The organism is Flavobacterium jumunjinense, from assembly GCF_021650975.2.
GTDB lineage: Bacteria > Bacteroidota > Bacteroidia > Flavobacteriales > Flavobacteriaceae > Flavobacterium > Flavobacterium jumunjinense.
The window spans coordinates 861,830-881,508 of record NZ_CP091285.1 but is presented as its reverse complement, the minus strand read 5'-3'; the positions used below and the strand labels follow the sequence as shown (position 1 = coordinate 881,508).

Annotated in this window: 14 protein-coding genes and 1 rRNA gene; 5 read left to right on the top strand and 10 right to left on the bottom strand. The window is 31.5% G+C overall.

Features of this window, described 5'->3' with window-relative positions; translation table 11 throughout:
• Nucleotides 1-126 precede the first annotated feature (126 nt).
• The 3 genes from L2Z92_RS04160 to L2Z92_RS04150 are packed head-to-tail and all read right to left on the bottom strand — an operon-like array spanning nucleotide 127 to nucleotide 2,488.
• A complete protein-coding gene (locus L2Z92_RS04160) occupies nucleotides 127-492 on the bottom strand; it encodes a cupin domain-containing protein (RefSeq protein WP_236457585.1) in 366 nt (121 codons plus the stop codon).
• 37 nt (nucleotides 493-529) lie between these two features.
• A complete protein-coding gene (locus L2Z92_RS04155) occupies nucleotides 530-937 on the bottom strand; it encodes a hypothetical protein (RefSeq protein ID WP_236457584.1) in 408 nt (135 codons plus the stop codon).
• A gap of 15 nt (nucleotides 938-952) precedes the next feature.
• Nucleotides 953-2,488, bottom strand: a complete 1,536-nt coding sequence (locus tag L2Z92_RS04150) for a helicase HerA-like domain-containing protein (RefSeq protein WP_236457583.1) — start codon at nucleotides 2,486-2,488, stop codon at nucleotides 953-955.
• A gap of 175 nt (nucleotides 2,489-2,663) precedes the next feature.
• Between L2Z92_RS04150 and L2Z92_RS04145 the strand changes: the two genes are divergently transcribed.
• Nucleotides 2,664-3,296: a 7-carboxy-7-deazaguanine synthase QueE gene (locus L2Z92_RS04145; RefSeq protein WP_236457582.1), complete on the top strand. Its 633-nt coding sequence runs from the start codon at nucleotides 2,664-2,666 to the stop codon at nucleotides 3,294-3,296.
• Between the two features lie 21 nt (nucleotides 3,297-3,317).
• Nucleotides 3,318-3,719 (top strand): DUF2059 domain-containing protein, encoded by a 402-nt coding sequence (locus tag L2Z92_RS04140; RefSeq protein ID WP_236457581.1) that lies wholly within the window; start codon nucleotides 3,318-3,320, stop codon nucleotides 3,717-3,719.
• A 59-nt stretch (nucleotides 3,720-3,778) separates the two neighbouring features.
• On the opposite strand, the gene L2Z92_RS04135 is transcribed toward L2Z92_RS04140, so the two are convergent.
• Nucleotides 3,779-4,486 carry a class I SAM-dependent methyltransferase gene (locus L2Z92_RS04135; protein ID WP_236457580.1) on the bottom strand — a complete coding sequence of 236 codons (708 nt, stop codon included), beginning with the start codon at nucleotides 4,484-4,486 and terminating at the stop codon, nucleotides 3,779-3,781.
• A 92-nt stretch (nucleotides 4,487-4,578) separates the two neighbouring features.
• Here L2Z92_RS04135 and L2Z92_RS04130 point away from each other — a divergent pair, with 92 nt between their 5' ends.
• The gene (locus tag L2Z92_RS04130) at nucleotides 4,579-5,073 is read left to right on the top strand and encodes a YkgJ family cysteine cluster protein (RefSeq protein WP_236458817.1); all 495 of its coding nucleotides are present in this window, start codon (nucleotides 4,579-4,581) and stop codon (nucleotides 5,071-5,073) included.
• A gap of 27 nt (nucleotides 5,074-5,100) precedes the next feature.
• On the opposite strand, the gene L2Z92_RS04125 is transcribed toward L2Z92_RS04130, so the two are convergent.
• The 6 genes from L2Z92_RS04125 to L2Z92_RS04100 form a co-directional block, all read right to left on the bottom strand.
• Nucleotides 5,101-5,865, bottom strand: a complete 765-nt coding sequence (locus L2Z92_RS04125; protein ID WP_236457579.1) for a LytR/AlgR family response regulator transcription factor — start codon at nucleotides 5,863-5,865, stop codon at nucleotides 5,101-5,103.
• A gap of 58 nt (nucleotides 5,866-5,923) precedes the next feature.
• A complete protein-coding gene (locus tag L2Z92_RS04120; RefSeq protein ID WP_236457578.1) occupies nucleotides 5,924-7,243 on the bottom strand; it encodes a RagB/SusD family nutrient uptake outer membrane protein in 1,320 nt (439 codons plus the stop codon).
• Nucleotides 7,244-7,255: 12 nt separating this feature from the next.
• Entirely contained in the window at nucleotides 7,256-10,603 is a 3,348-nt protein-coding gene (locus tag L2Z92_RS04115; RefSeq protein ID WP_236457577.1) for a SusC/RagA family TonB-linked outer membrane protein, read from the bottom strand.
• Between the two features lie 6 nt (nucleotides 10,604-10,609).
• Nucleotides 10,610-13,210, bottom strand: coding sequence for a zinc-dependent metalloprotease (locus L2Z92_RS04110; RefSeq protein ID WP_236457576.1), 2,601 nt, complete (start codon nucleotides 13,208-13,210; stop codon nucleotides 10,610-10,612).
• 106 nt (nucleotides 13,211-13,316) lie between these two features.
• Nucleotides 13,317-14,879: a histidine kinase gene (locus tag L2Z92_RS04105; RefSeq protein ID WP_236457575.1), complete on the bottom strand. Its 1,563-nt coding sequence runs from the start codon at nucleotides 14,877-14,879 to the stop codon at nucleotides 13,317-13,319.
• A 14-nt stretch (nucleotides 14,880-14,893) separates the two neighbouring features.
• Entirely contained in the window at nucleotides 14,894-16,147 is a 1,254-nt protein-coding gene (locus tag L2Z92_RS04100) for an exo-beta-N-acetylmuramidase NamZ family protein (protein WP_236457574.1), read from the bottom strand.
• Nucleotides 16,148-16,154: 7 nt separating this feature from the next.
• On the opposite strand from L2Z92_RS04100, the gene L2Z92_RS04095 reads away from it, so the two are divergent.
• On the top strand, nucleotides 16,155-17,387 hold the full coding sequence (locus L2Z92_RS04095) for an ABC transporter permease (RefSeq protein ID WP_236458816.1): 1,233 nt from the start codon (nucleotides 16,155-16,157) through the stop codon (nucleotides 17,385-17,387).
• 696 nt (nucleotides 17,388-18,083) lie between these two features.
• Nucleotides 18,084-19,599: ribosomal RNA gene (locus L2Z92_RS04090) — 16S ribosomal RNA — on the top strand.
• Nucleotides 19,600-19,679: the final 80 nt, after the last annotated feature.

Below are 19,679 nucleotides of genomic sequence, written 5' to 3'. Positions count from 1 at the left end.
TATTAAAGGCACGGCAATATAACGATAAACAGAAATAACTTAATCTATTGACACAAAGTAGATAAGTCTATCATCTTTTATCTGTTATCTTTCGTCGGGTTAATACTGACATCCGAACACTGATAATTAAATCTCCTCACGATGCACTTTGTTAAAATCAAAAGCGGGTTTGCATATTGCGATATATTCACAAGGTAAATCAAAAGGATTCGAATATTGTACTCTAGTATTCGCTTCAATTTTTATGGATTGTCCTGCTTCCAAAATTATAGTTTCTCCTTCAATGATAAATTGCTTTTTACCAGAAATGATATAGGTATATTCTTCAAATTCGGGTGTTTGAAATGGTTCACTCCATTTTGGAGGAGCAATCATGTGGGCGATTGAAATGGCTATATTTCCAGTTGTTGGAATACCGTGATGTTCTTTAATTAATTTCCCATCTGTTGTTGGAACCACAAATGGAGATTTTTGTATAAAGTATTTTTTCATTGTTATGTCATTGTGAAGTACGGAGTAATCTCAGAGTCTACTTCAATTGTTTGTTGTTAAATATTTCTTTTAATTTACTAATGTCATCTGCATGAATGTCACTTAGCGAAAAATCCATTTCAGATTTGTTTTTGCGATTTAGAACTAATTTTTCGTTTTCAAATACTACATTCTCTATGTCTGAAAAAAGAAAATGTTTACTCTTGGTGTTAATCTTTATGTTACCACCCACTTTGTTCCATACGATGTGTTTTTTATAGAAAAAACTTTTAAATTGAGGAAACGTAACCAACACAGCAGAAAATCCAGATAGACCTGATAATTTGCTTGAAGGAAATAGGAATAAACTTGTTAGCCCTATAACCAAACATAGAATTCCAAGGCACACAATTAATGTGTCTAAGTTTTTTTTAAAGCCTAGTTCAATAAATTTAACTCTTTGCATTTTTTTATTAGCGAATTATTTCTTAAACATTTTCATTAAAACACCCATAGCACCTCTAATAAAAGTAGCACTTGTTAATACTTTTACAACTCCTTTTGTAATCGTATTTGATGTTGAACTACTTCTGGATGAGCTACTTTTTTTAGCTTCTTTTTCTTTCTCTTTTTTAGCTTCTTCTTTTGTTGCAATTTCTTGAGCTTCTTCAATTTTTTTATTTAAAATTTCATAAGCACTTTCTCTATCAATTACTTCATTATATTTTTTTGCTAATTTAGATTTAGCAATAGAATTATTTATTTCTGTCTCTGTTAAAACATCCATTCTGCTCATTGGCGCTCTCAACATTGTTGCAGCTAAAGGAGTTGGAATTCCCTTTTCGTTCAATGCAGTTACAAATGCTTCTCCAATTCCAAGTGAAGTCAATACTTCATCTGTTTTGTAGTAGTCAGAGATAGGATAGTTTTGAGCAGTCTCTTTAATTGCTTTTCTATCATTTGCCGTAAATGCACGCAGCGCATGTTGTATTTTTAATCCTAATTGTGCTAAAACACTACTAGGGACATCCATAGGATTTTGAGTAATGAAATAAACACCAATTCCTTTTGAACGGATTAATTTCACTATTGTTTCAATTTGATCTTGCAAGGCTTTACTTGCTTGGTCAAATATCAAATGGGCTTCATCAATAAAAATGACTAATTCTGGTCTTTCAGCATCACCTTGCTCTGGCATGGTGTTGTATATTTCGGCTAATAAGCTTAACATAAATGTAGAGAATAGTTTCGGTCTGTCCTGAATGTCAGTCAATCGTATTATGTTGATATAGCCATTTCCGTTCTCATCAATACGCATTAAATCGTCTATTTCAAAAGATTTTTCTCCAAAAAATAAATCAGCGCCTTGTTGCTCTAACTCTATAGTTTTTCTTAAAATTGAACCAGTAGAAGCTGTGGAAATTCTACCATATTCTGAAGTAAAAAGCTCTTTGCCTTCTTCAGTTGAATATTGTAATACTTTCTTAAAATCTTTCAAATCAAGAAGAGGAATGTTGTTGTCATCACAATACTTAAATACTACAGAAACAACTCCAGATTGCGTATCATTAAGATCTAATATTCTAGAAAATAAAACAGGACCAAATTCGGAAACTGTCGCGCGTAAACGAACACCATTTTGTTCAGAAATAGTCATTAGTTCAACAGGAAAGCCTTTTGTTTCATAAGGAAGGGTAATCTTTGCGTGTCGATCTGTTATAAAAGGTTTTTCTTCTCCAGGAACGGCAATACCAGAAAAATCACCTTTAATGTCCATCATTAATACTGGAATTCCATTTTGCGATAATTGTTCAGATAAAACCTGTATGGTTTTCGTCTTTCCAGTACCCGTAGCACCAGCAATTAAACCATGACGATTTAAAGTTTTTAAAGGAATGTTTACATGAGTGTTTGGAACGGGTTCTCCATCTAATATAGCGCCACCAAGTGTTATAAAATCTCCCTTACAAGTATATCCTTCTGCTATATGTTTACTAAATGCTTCTGTTTTGCTCATTTTACGTATGATTTGAACTCAAAAGTAATAAAAATAAATTCGAATTTCAAAAATCAACTTCAACTTCAATATTTAGAATCTCAAGTATTCTTTTTAATTTTTTTAATTTTCTGAGTTCTAATTTCTGAGTTCTAAGTTGGTTGTCGTATCTTTACAGACTATTTTATTTTCAAGTATGTTACAAAAAGAAGTTCAATTAGCAGTGGATAAAGGCGAAATGTTGCCTTTAATGGAAGAGTTTTATACTATTCAAGGAGAAGGGTTTCATACAGGAACAGCAGCTTATTTTATAAGAATAGGTGGTTGCGATGTAGGTTGTCATTGGTGCGATGTTAAAGAAAGTTGGAATGCAGATTTACATCCTCCAACTGCTACAGATGTTATTGTAGCTAATGCAAAGAAATATGCTGAAACTGTTGTGATAACTGGAGGAGAACCATTAACATGGGACATGTCTTTAATTACAGCTAAGTTGAAACAGGCTGGAATGAAAGTTCATATTGAAACTTCGGGGGCTTATTCGGTTACAGGAAATTGGGATTGGTTTTGTTTGTCTCCAAAAAAAATGAAATTACCTGTTCAAAGCGCTTATGATATTGCAAATGAATTAAAAGTGATTGTTTATAATAAACACGATTTTCAATTCGCAGAAGAGCAAGCAGCCAAAACAAATAAAAATGCTATTTTGTTTTTGCAACCAGAATGGAGTAAGAAAGAAGAAATGACTCCTTTAATTATTGACTATGTAATGAATAATCCAAAATGGAGAATCTCTTTGCAAACACACAAATATCTGAATATACCTTAAAAACTATAAACTAAATTAATTATGAAAAAATTATTTTTAGCAGTAGCGATAATGCTTATTGCTCAATTAGGAATGGCACAAGATGCTTTTAAAGAAGATGTTTTAAAAGTGTTAAAAGCTTCTGGTTCTGCTGCACAAATGGAATTAGCAAAAGATCAAGTTATGCAAAGTATACCTGAAACTAAGAGAGTAGAGTTTTCTAAAGATTTTGATGCTTCCTTACCATCTTTATACGATAAAATGGCAAAGGTTTACATGGAAACTTATACTCATGCTGAAATAAAAGAAATGTTGAAGTTTTATAATTCTCCTGTTGGTAAAAAAATAACTGAGAAGTCAGGTGAGTTAACTAAAAAAAATATGGTAGCTGGTCAAGAATGGGGAGTTGAACTGCAAGGTATTATGATGAAATATATGCAATAATAATATATGCTCATAATGAAAAAAAATCCCGAATTCTATTTTTGAATTCGGGATTTTTTCTATAAACTTAGTTTTGCCAAATAATCATAATGTTCTCCTTCTAGGATTAATTCGCATTGTAAACCATTTGCATGCGCAGCGTTTTGTAGTGTGTTGTAATCTAAATATAGCCAGTCAAAAGAGGTTTCTTTTTCTCCTTTATAAGAAATGTCAAATTGTAACTCACCATAATAACCATTTGCAGGGATTTCATACGCACCTTCATCATCTTGATCAAACATATAAATAATGTCTGATGAATCAATTAATATCTGTCCTTTGTTATTTAATAATGACTTTAGTTTTTTAAGGTATTCGCTAATTTTGTTTATTTTTTCAAAAATTCCTGTTCCATTCATTAATAATAAAATGGTGTCAAATTTGTTTTCTGAAGAATAATTTAAAACATTTTCAACCGCTACATTTTTTAAACCTCTCAATTTACAAGCACTAATAGCGTTTGTAGAAATATCTATAGACGTTACTTCAGTATTTTTTTTATTTTGAAGATATAAAGAATGGCTTCCAGCTCCGCACCCTACATCTAAAACTTTTCCTTTAGCTAATTGTAATGCTTTTTTTTCTAGCTTAGGCATTTCGTTATATTCCCTAAACAAATAAGCTACACTCATTTCATCGGCATCGCTAATTGTGGTTTCTGTAATTAAATTTTCTGGATTATTATTGGTCTGATAATCTAAAATGGCTTTTCCAAAAAGGTCTTTCATGTCTTTGTTGTTAGGAATAAAGTAATCTTTCCTCTTTTTTAATGGTTTATCTTCTAAGTTGTTTAATTTTGTGGTAGAAACAAAATCTAATGTTGAAACCACCACTAAACGAACTCGGAAAACTAGCCAAAGATACGCATAACGAAAATAAAAAATATTTCGATAAGCTAAAAAAACGTACGCCAAAGAATTTAGATTATATAATGCAAGATTTGCATGAGGCCGAATTTAAGAAAACGGATTGTTTAGAATGTGCTAATTGTTGCAAAACTACGGGGCCATTATTTACTTCTGCAGATATTGAAAGAATTTCTAAAAGTTTAAGACAGAAACCACAGCAGTTTATTGAACAATATTTAATGGTAGATGAAGATAATGATTATGTTTTGCAAAGTGTACCTTGTACTTTTTTAGATAATGAGAATAAATGTTTTATTTATGATGTGCGACCTAAAGCATGTCGTGAATTTCCTCATACTGATAGAAAGAAGTTTCAACAAATTTCTGATTTAACTTTAAAAAATGTAGCAATTTGTCCAGCAGCTTTTAATATCGTTGAAAAAATGAAAGAAAAATTACCATTGTAAAAAAATAAATTTGTTTTTTAAAAAAAACTATTTGTCAAGCCATTTTTTAAAGCTAGTAATTTTATTTTTGCTTACTAGTATAGGATTATCGTCATTTATTGTATCAATTACTTTTATTTCTACTTTTTGACTAGTATGGCGAATGACTTCTTTTATTGCTGAAACATGTAATATATATTTTCTGTTCACTTTAAAAAAGAATTCGGGATTTAGTTTATTGATAACATCTTTAATAGTATCATTATATAGATAACTATTTCCATTGGAAGTATAAATAAAGAGGTGTTTACCTGAACCCATAAAACAACTAATATCAGAATCATTAATGGATATAAATTTATAGCCATGATTGACTAAAAAACGTTTTTGGTATGAATCGATGTTTTTATTTTCTATTAAATCAAGTGATTGTACGGTTTGGTTTAAGTTAAACGAACCTTTTATTTTTTTGTATTTTGATAAAGCTGAAACAAGCTCTTCTTCTTCAAAGGGTTTAAGTAAGTAATCAATAGTGAAATGTTTGAACACTTTTATAGCATAAGTATCATAAGCTGTTACAAATATGATAGGACTTGGAATAGAAATCTCTTCAAAAATATCTAAGCTTTTTCCATCTCCTAAATGAATATCCATAAAAACTAAGTCTGTCGTGTGCTCTTTGAAAAATGCAACGGCTTCTTTAACGGATTTTAAAATAGTTATTTTAGATACTGCAATAACTTCTTGTTTTTCTAAAATCGATTTTAGATAACTGGAAGCTAAATGTTCGTCTTCTACAATAGCTATTTTCATTTTCTTTTTATGTAAAAGTAAAAAAAAATCCCGAATTTCAAATTCAGGATTTCTTTAATTATAAGTTTGGATTGTTTAATTGTGCATTTAGCGGATATGGCAATGTATATCGCGGATCGTTTTCTATGAGCGTATAATCTAATCCTTCTACTTGATGAATAATTTGTTTTTGATTCATTCTTCTTAGATCAAACCAACGATGGCCTTCTACTGCTAATTCACGTCTTCTTTCTTCAAAAAGGAAAGTTGTGAATTCCAGATTGGACATTGCATTAATGTCAGTACTTAACTGGGTATAAGCTGTTGGAGTATATCTTTTTTGTAATAAGTGAAGTAATGTAGTTTTTGAATCGCTAAAGTTGTTTAGTCTTAACTCAGCTTCAGCTTTAATTAAATATAATTCAGAAGTTCTAAAAGTACATTTTTGTTCTTGTTCACCTCCTTTTTCAAATTTAAACCTACTTCCTGAAGGTTCAAAATATAAAGAAAAACGTAAATCATTTGTTTGATCGAAAGCATCAATTAATTCAGAAGAAGCATAAGTGGAAACTTTTAAAGAGTTTGTAAAAACATCTTCTAAAGCCATTACAGATTCAACACTATTGTACTTGTTTGGTAAAGTTAAGTTAGTATTAAGGTCTATTAATTCATTTCTATATGATAAAGCAATATTGACAGCGTCTAAGGCTTTTTGCCATTCATTTCTATATAGACTAACCCTAGCTTCTAATGCATAAATAGCGGCTTTTGAAAAGCGATAGTTTAATCCTGTTGCTTGTGTATCTTTATTTAATAAACTTTTAGCTTCTTCAATATCAGAAAGTATTTGGTTGTAAACATTAGCAACACTCTCTGGAATAAAATCTTGTTCTAAATCTATTTCTAAAGCTAGTGGAACTCCTCTGTCTGAAGAAGAGGTAGCAGTATTGTATGGTTTTCCAAATAAATTAATTAGATCAAAATAGGTAAGTGCTCTTAAAGCGTATGCTTCACCAATTAATTGATCTTTCTCAGTAGAAGAAGGAACTTTTGTGTCGCCATCATTAATTACTACATTAGTATAAAAAATAGTATTATACAATTGTGCCCACTGGAAGCTCGTTGTTGCCGGATCAGGATTTGCATCTTTCCAAATGTAAATATCTTTACTATATAATAATTGATCGTCAAATTCATTTAGAATAAGTTCATCTGCTCTTAAAGTAGCTAATGATTTATGTCTAGGAAAAGCACTGTATCCAGTAGTTAATACGGCACGAAAATCTTCTAATGTTTCAGGGATTACTTTTCCTTCTGGTTTAATATCTAGATAGTCATTGCAACTATTCATTCCAATTACAATTGTAAATAGAATTATATATTTTGATATGTTTTTCATAATCCTCAATTTTTAAAAAGTTAAGTTTAAGCCTAATGTTATAGATCTAGGAATTGGTTGTGCATAAATGTTACCATATGTTTCTGGATCAAAATAGCCTTTATAGTTAGAACTAACAACGAAAAGATTTCTTCCTTCCACATTAAATCTTACATTTTGAATTTTCATTTTATCTGTTACAGATTTTGGTAATGTGTAACCTAAACGAATACTACTAAGTCTCATATAGCTCATTTCATCAACCCAAGTGTCTAAAAGAGCATAGGTGTTAACAGGAGAACCGTTTGCAAACCATTGATACGCCATCCATGAATCACCCGTTCCTGAATTTGCACCTACAATTCCAGGTAAATTAGAATTAGGATTAGATGGAGACCAAGCGTCTAAAATATCAGTAGTATAGTTCTGGCCTCTATCTACTTGTGTTCCATTGTATGGAGGCGTTTTAACAACTGTTTGTTTTAAATTAAATGTAGTTGAAATAGTTACATCAAAGTTCTTAATTTTAAAAGTGTTAATGAAACCTCCTGTAAATTTAGGATCTCTATCTCCTACATAAGTGAATAAGCTTCTAAAATTTTCAGCGTTTTCAGTTAATCTTGATTGAGAAATTTCACCAGGGAAAATTACAGCATAAGGATCATATAATTGGAAGAAGTCTACAGCATTTACAACTTCTCCATTATTGTTCAAAAATTGAGGATATCCATTTTCATCAATTCCAGCTGTTTTTAATGCAAAAACAGCATTAACAGGGTAGCCTTCTCCTGAAGGAAGATAACTGTTTGCTCTTACTTCTATACGATCAATATTACTTTTGTTATGAGCAAAATTGAAGTTAGTTGACCATTTAAAGTTTGGATTATCTATGTTTTTAGTTGATACTGAGATTTCGTATCCTTTATTAGTAACTTGAGCCCAGTTCATATTTGTATATTCAAATCCGTTTTCAAGAGGTAAAGCACGAATACCTAATAAATCAGTACTTCTTCTTCCATATAAATCTGCTGCTACATTAATACGGTTTTTTAAAACACCTAAATCTAAACCAAAGTTTACATTTTCTGTTTTTTCCCAACGTAATTTGTTATTTGGAGGACTTGTTACTACAATTGTTGTTTCAGATTGTCCGGGTAATATATTAGCAGTTCCATAATTTCCTACAACAAAAGGAGATGTTCCTTTGTCAATATTTCCTTGTAAACCATATGAAGCACGAAATCTTAAATTACTAATAGCTTTTATATTGTTTTTTATAAAATCTTCTTCTGAAGCAAACCATGATCCTGAAATAGACCATAATGGTAAATATTTATATTTAGGATCTACTCCAAATAAATCTGAACCATCATATCTTACACTTCCAAATACAGTATATTTTCTATTGTAAGTGTAGGATGCTGTTGCATACATTGATGCAAATGCATTTTCGTTTTTAGTTCGATTATAGGTTCTATATTCATTACTATTAGCTATTTCTTGATTAGGAAAAACAATTTGACTAGTCGTACCTGTTTGGCGATCGTAACCAAAACCTCTAGAGTAAATGTTAGTGTTGTAATTTCTTCTTAATTCATTACCAATAAGGAAATCTAACTCGTGTTTTTCATTGATGATTTTGTTGTACATCAATTGTGTTTTTATGTTGTATTGGAAAAAATCAGTGTTCCAGTTTTGGATAATACCACCTTCTGGTAGAAAGTAATAGTAGCTCCCATTGCTGTATCGTCTTGTTTTTTCTTTTTCTTTACGTGAGAAATAAGTTTCTTTTCCAGCATATTTTTCTGTTCCAGAATTATCCATCTGTAAGCCGATTTGAGAAGTTAGTTTTAAGTCCTTAATAACTTTGTATTCTAAATCAAAAATTGCTTTTATTGCTCTTGTTTTTAATTCATAAGAAGTGTTTTCTCTTTCTTCTAAGAAGTTAAAAGGAACATAACGATCTGAATAACCTTGAATGTCCTGATCATATATATAGTTGCCATTTTCGTCTTTTGGAGAAAGGTATGGGTTTGCATTTCTTGAATAATTTGCAGGATTGGTAAAAGCGTCACTGTCTGAAATATAAGAAGAGTTTTTACTTTGGCTTCCAAATAGGCCAATACCTACTTTGAATCTATCTGATAATTCGTAATTGTTTTTTAAAGTGATATTATATCTTTCAAAACCAGTTCCTATAGTTGTTCCTTTTTCATCATAATAACCTAACGAAAAGTAATAGTCTGATTTTTCACCACCACCTGATAAGCTTAAACCATATTGTTTATTAACGGCAGTTCTATATAATAAATTACCCCAATCTGTTTGATTATTACGTAGAGTATTAATAGCTTGTTGTGTTCCAGGAGTTAAAGCAGAAAAACCACCTGTTCTATATGCATCTAATTCTCCTGAACCATTTAAAATACGAGAAATCTCACCCTTATCATCTCTGAATGTTAAATCAGAACGCCCAGCTAACGCTAATTCGAAATCAACTTTTTGATTAGCATTCATTAAATTTAACTTCGAAAAATCTGGTTTTTGAGTTACAAATGTGTTTGCAGTAAAATTTACGGACATTTTCCCTTTTCTTCCTTTTTTAGTTGTAATTACAATTACACCATTTGCTGCTCTTGCACCATAAATAGCTGTTGCAGCAGCATCTTTTAAAATTGTAATATCTTTTATGTCATCAGGATTTAATCCTGCAATAGAGAAGTTGTTTAATTGATCAATATTGTCTTTATCATTAAAGTTTGGAACATCATTTCCTTCTAATGGAAGACCATCTAATACCCAAAGTGGATCTTGCGGACCAGATAGAGAAGCTGTACCTCTAATTCTAATTTTTGCTGCACCACCTGGAGCTCCATTTCCTGGAGTGATGGCAACACCAGCCACTTGTCCAGCTAACAATTGATCTACACTTGCAACACCAGCTTGTTGAATATCTTCCATATCTACTTTAGTTAAAGCAGAAGTAAGTTTTCGCTTTTCTATTTTCTGATAACCTGTTACTACAATTTCTTGTAATTCATTTAAATCTACTTTTAAAGCAATATTATAATTGTTTTGAGAAGATAAATCAATTAAATAGGATTGGTATCCCATGAAGCTAACACGTAAACTTTTTACTTCCTTATTTATTTCTAATTTGAAGTATCCATCCATATCAGTAATTGTTCCTACACTAGTACTTTGAATAATTCCACTTTGTTCCGTTTCATTAGAGATAGACTGTTTTTCCACATAAACAGAAACTCCAGGAATAGGTAGTCTATCTTCGGAATCAATTACTTGTCCAGTAATCGTTCTAGTTTCTTGCGCATGACTAGCATAAGAGAGTATGATAGTCATTAAAAAAAATAGTTTCTTCATTTTTTATTAGTTAGTTAATAGCGAGTTGTTAAGTGCTTTGTTAATACGATTGATTAAATCTGCATAATGATTTCTAGTTTCTTGATTACCTGTATTCTTCTTTAATTGTAATAATCGTAAAATTTTATTTAATTCTCCTTTTTTCTCAGATGTTACTTCTGTCACTCTTTTTAAAGAAGATTGATTTATATTTCTAATCATTTTGTCTTCATGAATATGATTACATAATGATGGCATATTTAATGTTTTTGTAAATTGAAGTGTTTTTTTAGAATCTGTTTTTTCAAATAGTTTGTTTATAGAAACAATTAATACATCTACATAATTTTTTTGTGTCATACGTTCCAAAATTGACAATGATTTATTTTGAATAGTTCCGTTAAAAGCATGTTGATGAACTTTTTCAAAAAGGTTGCCTACAGTAAATAGTTTTTCTTTATTGTTATTACGTTGATACAATTCATTTTCAATCATTCTTAATAAACGTTCATCTCTGAATAAATCATATAAAATACCATATTGTAATTCTCTAGATAAGGTATAAGGAGTGTATTCATATGGACCAACAGGAGAGTCTTTTAATGGATTTGTTTTGTCAAGAATAGAGTTAAAGAATAACCATTCTGGAATTGTAATTACATTTTTTAATAAGTAATCTGTTGCTTTTCTTTGCATTGCGGCTGGAACCGGAATATAACTTGCTTTGTCATCACCATGTACTGTTGTGTTTAAATATATTCCACCGATGTTATTTAGAACATGACGGTTATATAATTGCCATTGACCAATAGTTCCGATATATAGTTTGCCAGTTTGATAATATGGCTCATCTTTGTCATACGTCCAAGTTAAGATGTTTTCAACAACTCTTTTAAGATTTTTTAACCCATATTCACTTGCTTTAACGGCATCGTTTCCTAAATCTTCTGATTGAGAGCGAGGGTCAATTATAGCGCCACCATCTTGTTGTTCTCCATAAAAATAAATAGGATCATTTTGATGTTTAGCAATTAATGCATTTAATTTTTCTTTTTCTACTGTTTCATTTGGATACCATCTATATCCCCAATCAATAGCATATTTGTCATACTCTCCAATTTTAGGAGTTATTGCTGTTATGCTGTCTTCAGGTTGTGCAACATAGTTATAACGTGCATAATCCATGATTGAAGGAGCTGTTCCGCCCATTTTTTCTGTGAAATCTTTAGAACGTAAAGAGTCTACCTCAAACGCAAATGAAGAACCCATATTGTGTTTTAATCCAAAAGTGTGTCCGACTTCATGTGATGAAACAAACCGAATGGCTTCACCCATATGTTCATCACTAAATTTATTACCTCTTGCTTTTGTATCAATTGGTCCAGTTTGAATACGCATCCAACTATGTAAAGAAGTCATCACATTGTGCCACCATATAATATCAGCTTCAAGTATTTCTCCACTTCTTGGATCAACTACAGACGGTCCCATAGCATTTGCTTTTGGAGAAGCAGCGTATGTAATAACAGAATAACGAACATCATCAACATCAAAATCGGTGTCTGCTTCTGTCGGTTCTTTTGCTATTATTGCATTTTTAAATCCAGCTTTCTCAAAAGCGACTTGCCAATCGTGTACACCATCAATGATATATTGTCTCCATTGTTTAGGTGTAGAAGGATCAATATAATAGACAATAGGTTTTTTAGGTTCTACTAATTCTCCTTTTAAATATTTATCTTCATCCTCTTTTTTTGGCTCCAGCCTCCATCTAGTGATTAGCTCTTTTTCAACCATTGCATGTTGAGTATCATTAAAATACCAATGCTTTTCTGTGAAATAGCCAATACGTTTGTCTGAAAATCGAGGTTTCATAGGAACCTTATCTAATAAAACAATATTGCTAGTTACTCCTAATGTTACGAATAAAACTGGTCCTCCTTCACTAATAGAAGTGGTTAATTGTGATTTTACAATTACATTGTTTGGAAATGTTTTTACATTTTCAATATATGATAAGTCTGATTTAACAGATCCGCCAAAACCAATATTACTTAATATATCATTAAAGCTTTTCTGTTTTCCATCAAATATTTTATTAACTTTTATTACTACGGAAGTTGAATCATTATTTTTGGTTTCAATGTCAAAAAACTCTATTATTGATTCTGAAAAATTATTCTTCACAGATTCCGTAATGGCATCATTTTCAGGAGACGAAACTTTTGGTAGATATGATTTAACCCAAACTTTTTTTGCAATAGTATCTTTGTAAAAAGTAATCACTTTATTTTCATAATTCATTCCTTTGTTTAAGCCTGCTTCATTAACTTGCATAGGAACTTGTGATAATTTATTTACCACAAGAAATTCCCTTCCCATTAAACTATCAGGAATTTCAAAATAGATATCGGTTTTAACCTGAATGGTGTTAAATAAACCTTTTTTGAAAGTTCCTTTTTTAATTAGTTCAGCGTAACCTTTCGTTTTTGTAACTGTAGTATCTTTTGTCGTTTCTGATTTTGTATTTTTTTGCTTTCTTTTTTGCGAAAAAGCGGAAATATTACTTAATAAAAACAATAATATCAATACATATTTTGCGTTTGATACGAATGCCTTTTGTCTCATTTATGTTAAGTTTAGGTTAAATAATTATCGTGAAATTTATGGGCTTTGACGATAATATAAAAACAAAAGGGAGTGAGTGGCTATTTTTTGAGAGTGAATGATTTTTTTAATCAATTAATGGAAGTATACAGGTAAAATTCCCCTCTTTTTCAAATGTTTTAAAGTCTTCTTTAGAATAATAATTGTAGATACTTTGTAAATATTTTAGTCCAAAATTATTACTTTGTTCAGGATTTGTCTTTTTTTGTAAATTATTGCTAATAATTACAACATCTTTTTTAATAATAATTCGAGTACTTAAAGGTGATTCAATTGTAGCAGAATTATGTTTTATAATATTTTCAATGCAAATTTGAAGAGCTAAATATGGAATCTCTTTTATTAATCCAGAATCTTCCTCTATTTCAATTGAGAATTGTAGCTCTTCATTAAACCGAGTCATCTGCAAAAAAATGTATTTTTCTATAAATGATAGTTCTTCGTTTAGTGGAACTATATTTTCTTGCGGTGGTTCAATAAGATATCGATAAATTTTAGATAAATTTAAAGTGAACTTCTTTGCTGTTTGATTATTTGAATCAATCAACATATAAAGAGAATTTAAAGTATTGAATAAAAAATGTGGATTAATTTGCTCTTTCAATTGTTGTAATTGAATTAATGCTTTTTCCTTTGTTACTTTTTCATTTTCTAGTAATAATTTATTTTTATCTTTTATTAAAGATGCCTTTTCAAGATACTCTTTTCGGTTTGCACGATTAAATAAATAAAATATAAAGACTAGAATAAAAGTTGTCGTTAGATAAATAGCGGAAGCATGTTTTTTCACATTATTTACATTTTCGTCTGCAATTAATTTTGGAAAGTTTATACAAATATACCAGTCAATACCTTCAAAGCGTAAAGGTTTTATAAATCGAATAACATCTAATTGCAAATATTCAGATATTGCAATTTCTTCATTATAAGTTGTCCCATTTTGAAAAATAGTATCTGACGACTTAATGTTTGAAAAACTAAAAATGTTTTTTCCGTTTTTATCATGATCTGGATGAAAAATAGTTGTTCCGTTTTTGTCAAAAACAAAGGCATAGTTAGGTGCATTTTCATCAATTGTAGAAAAATAACTATGGAGTTTTTTTAAATCTACATCATAGCCATAACGGATAAGTGTTGAGTCATTTTTATAGACTTTAAAATAATTACGCCAAATCAATATGTTATCTTGTTGAAAAATGACACTTGTGTTTTCTTTTTTATGAATTGAATCAACAGATAGATTAATATCCTTATTAATGTATTCTTTTTCAGAAGAATTATTTACATGTATTGATCCATCATTTATTTGAAACCAATTTCGAATAACAACTGTGTTACTAAGTTGGACGGTGTTTAAAACAGAAAGATTATTTACTAAGTCTTTATCTTTGCTTATTTTCAGAATCTGATTAACGTTATTCTTTTGTTCTAATAAGCGTGAAAATTCTTGCTGAAAGACATCATATTTTTTTAAGAAACTTCGTTGCGCGATTTCATAATTCGATTTTTCTGTGATTTTTGTGATTAAATTGCTTAATGAATAAATAGCAATTATAGTCAATAGAATGACACCGAGACTTATAATTATAAAAGTTCGTCTGGAAATTGTGTTTTTTATAGTGAATTTCAAAAATGGTTTAGTTTTTAATTTTCATATATAAGATACAAGGCTCTCATTTTCTTAAAGGAATTAATATCTTTTTCCCATGTTTTTCTTATTTCTTTTTCAGATATTCCTTTTTCAATTTGTTCTTGTAATTTTTTTGTTCCAGCAAGTTTTGTGAAGAAGGAATTAAAGAACTTCGATTTGTCAGATGTTTGATTATATGCTTTGATTAGCCATTTTAATTCTAGTTGATTGATTTTTTCAATTTTAGTTAAATCTTCTCCATAACATGTTTTTCCTTTATACATAGGGTCTTTTGCACCTTCATTAGATTTTGGTGTAAAGTTGAAATTGCTTTTTGGTAAATATGGAGAACCGTATATTTGAAACTGATTATTTGTTCCTCTACCAACACTTACATTCGTTCCTTCAAAAAAGCACAAACTTGCATATAAGTTTATAGATTGGCTATTTGGTAAATTAGGAGATGGTTTCACAAGTAAGTCATAACTCATCTTTCTGTTGTAATTTGTGCATGAAATAGTTTTTAATTCGCATTGGATTCCATTTTTTAGCCATTTTTCACCGTTTATCATTTTTGCATATTCTGCAATAGTCATTCCGTGTAAAACTGGTATTTTGTGCATGCCAACAAAGCTATGATGTTCCTCTTCAAGAATTGGACCGTCAATAATGTTTCCGTTAGGGTTTGGTCGGTCTAGAACGATTAATTGAATTTTGTTTTCTGCACAAGCTTCCATTACATAGTGTAAAGAAGATATATAAGTGTAAAAACGAGCACCAACATCTTGTAAGTCAAAAATTAAAATATCAATACCTTTCAATTGTTCTTCCTTAGGTTTTTTATTGTTTCCATATAAGGATACTATTGGTAATCCAGTTTTTATATCTTTCCCATCTTTTATAACTTCACCAGCATCTGCAGTACCTCTAAAACCATGTTCAGGAGCGAATATAGTTTGTATATTAATATTTTTAGATAAAAGAAAATCAACTAAATGAGTTTCATTAGTTAAAATCCCCGATTGATTAGTGATAACACCTATCTTTTTATTTTCTAATAATGGTAAATATTCAATGTAATTATCAGCACCTGTTTTTATGTTTTTGTCTTCTAAAGGAATATTTCTAAGTTCAGAAGATTCATTCTCTCTGTTTGTTGTCGTTCTTTTTTCTTCTCCATTTTCGTTATTCTTGATTGAATTTCCACAAGAAAAGATAAGTACTACAAAAAATAAAAACGTATTTTTGAACATAAATTTATTAAGCATAAATAATTTGAATTTAGAATATTTTATAGCCAAAAGACTTGTTACGGCTAAAAGCCATAAAAGTAGTGTTTCTTCACCAATTATAAAAATTGCAATTATAGCTATTGCTGTTAGTGTAATAATGATGATAATGTCGATTGCAACAGGTATAGGATTGCAAAACAAAATAAGAGATAAAATTTCTGCATTCAATGGTCATGTAGTAATTTCAACCCACGATGATAATCAATCTCAAGTAAGTACAATTCCAATTTCAATAGAACAAAATTTTTATCCAAAATTTAATATAGTTGAAGGTGTTAGTCATATTCAGGCAGTTGCAACTAAAGCAGCCATGATTAGAACTGAAGAAACGGTAGAAGGGGTGATTTTTAAGGGAGTTGGAGAAGATTATAAATGGGATAATATTAAGGAGTATTTAGTTGAAGGAGATTTGCCTTCAATTAATAAGAAGAGAACCGATGAAATTGTAATGTCTCAATATCTTGCAAAACGTCTGAATTTAAAGTTGAATGATGTCTGTAGAACTTATTTTATAAAAAGTGAAAATAAAGGATATAATTTAAGGAGTTTTAAATTGGTTGGAATATTTAATTCTGGATTCGAAGAATTTGATGCTAATATTGTTTTGGGCGACTTAAAGCATATTCAACATATCAATAAATGGAATGATAATGAAGCAGGTTCGTTTGAGGTTTTTTTGAATGACTTTTCTGCTATAGATACAAAAGGTGAAGAAATTAGAAAAGAAATCCCTCCTCTATATAATAGTGTAACAATTAAAGATAAGTATTATAGTATTTTCGAATGGCTAAAGTTGTTCGATTTTAATATTTTAGTTATATTAATTGTAATGATTATAGTTTCTACAATAAATATGACAGTTGCATTGTTGGTTTTAATTTTAGAACGTACCCAAATGGTTGGTGTGTTAAAAGCAATTGGTGCAGATAACTGGAGTATTAGAAAAATTTTTATTTATAATGCCTTTCATATAATTGCAAGAGGATTGTTTTGGGGTAATCTCATTGCAATATCACTTTTGTTAATTCAAAAATATTTTGGAGTAGTAAAACTAGATCCAGAAAGTTATTATGTTAGTCAGGCACCGGTTGATATTAATATCACTTATATAGTGTTGTTAAATATTGGGACTATAGGTGTATGTCTTTTAGTTTTGTTGATTCCTTCTTACATAATTACAAAAATATCACCAGTCAAAGCAATTCGCTTTGATTAACTATTTAGTATACATAAAGGAGTGAAAAAATGTAGTATATATATAATGAGCAGAAGTAAAAGATTAGAAACACTTTTCGTCCCGCTATTCGCGCTACGTTATATCTAGCTTCTATCTGGGCTATAAAAGAAGTTTAGTATTTGATAAGAAGAAAAAATTTTGTTGTGTAAGTATTTGATTTTCAGAACAGCTGAAATTATATTAAAAAATAGTTAAGAAAAGATTAGGAAACTCGCAAAAAGTGGCTACTTTTGCACCCGCATAACCGCAGAAGTTCTTAGATATATATTGATGATTACAACGTAAAGTTGAGGCTTAAAAAAAAGAGTAATTTTTTTTTTCAAAAAAGCTTGTCAGAAATAAAAAACTAATTATCTTTGCACCCCGCGAAACAAGCGAAGTTCATTTACGTATTGAGTAGGATTTATTAAGAAAAAAAAATAATTTTTTTATCAAATAAAGCTTGCGAGATTAAAAAGAAGGTTGTAGTTTTGCACTCGCTAACTGAGACACTGAAAAGCTTTTGAGATATAGAGTTTTAGGGGGGTTGAAAGGAAAGTGAAGGTTATAAAACAAGAATGACACGTTCATAGACATATTGAATTGACAGCATAATTTAAAGTGATTTAAATTATAAAATAAGAGAGTAAAGGCGAATTAAATACAAAAGCTAGAATCGTACAATATAAAAAATATACGATGAAGAGTTTGATCCTGGCTCAGGATGAACGCTAGCGGCAGGCCTAACACATGCAAGTCGAGGGGTATAGTTCTTCGGAACTAGAGACCGGCGCACGGGTGCGTAACGCGTATGCAATCTGCCTTGTACAGAGGGATAGCCCAGAGAAATTTGGATTAATACCTCATAGTGTTATTGAATGGCATCATTTGATAACTAAAGTTCCAACGGTACAAGATGAGCATGCGTCCCATTAGTTAGTTGGTAAGGTAACGGCTTACCAAGACAATGATGGGTAGGGGTCCTGAGAGGGAGATCCCCCACACTGGTACTGAGACACGGACCAGACTCCTACGGGAGGCAGCAGTGAGGAATATTGGACAATGGGCGCAAGCCTGATCCAGCCATGCCGCGTGCAGGATGACTGCCCTATGGGTTGTAAACTGCTTTTATACAGGAAGAAACACTGCTACGTGTAGCAGCTTGACGGTACTGTAGGAATAAGGATCGGCTAACTCCGTGCCAGCAGCCGCGGTAATACGGAGGATCCAAGCGTTATCCGGAATCATTGGGTTTAAAGGGTCCGTAGGCGGCCTTATAAGTCAGTGGTGAAATCTCCTAGCTCAACTAGGAAACTGCCATTGATACTGTAGGGCTTGAATTTTTAGGAAGTAACTAGAATATGTAGTGTAGCGGTGAAATGCTTAGATATTACATGGAATACCAATTGCGAAGGCAGGTTACTACTAATGGATTGACGCTGATGGACGAAAGCGTGGGTAGCGAACAGGATTAGATACCCTGGTAGTCCACGCCGTAAACGATGGATACTAGCTGTTCGGTTTTCGGACTGAGTGGCTAAGCGAAAGTGATAAGTATCCCACCTGGGGAGTACGCACGCAAGTGTGAAACTCAAAGGAATTGACGGGGGCCCGCACAAGCGGTGGAGCATGTGGTTTAATTCGATGATACGCGAGGAACCTTACCAGGGCTTAAATGGGAGACGACAGGACTGGAAACAGTTTTTTCTTCGGACGTCTTTCAAGGTGCTGCATGGTTGTCGTCAGCTCGTGCCGTGAGGTGTCAGGTTAAGTCCTATAACGAGCGCAACCCCTGTCGTTAGTTGCCAGCGAGTGATGTCGGGAACTCTAACGAGACTGCCGGTGCAAACCGCGAGGAAGGTGGGGATGACGTCAAATCATCACGGCCCTTACGTCCTGGGCCACACACGTGCTACAATGGCCGGTACAGAGAGCAGCTACTAGGCGACTAGATGCGAATCTTCAAAACCGGTCTCAGTTCGGATCGGAGTCTGCAACTCGACTCCGTGAAGCTGGAATCGCTAGTAATCGGATATCAGCCATGATCCGGTGAATACGTTCCCGGGCCTTGTACACACCGCCCGTCAAGCCATGGAAGCTGGGGGTACCTGAAGTCGGTGACCGCAAGGAGCTGCCTAGGGTAAAACTGGTAACTAGGGCTAAGTCGTAACAAGGTAGCCGTACCGGAAGGTGCGGCTGGAACACCTCCTTTCTAGAGAAAGATTTTAGAATTTGTAGATTTGTTTTTATTCTCGCTGTTAGTTCAAATAATATAATAAAACTTAAAGAAAC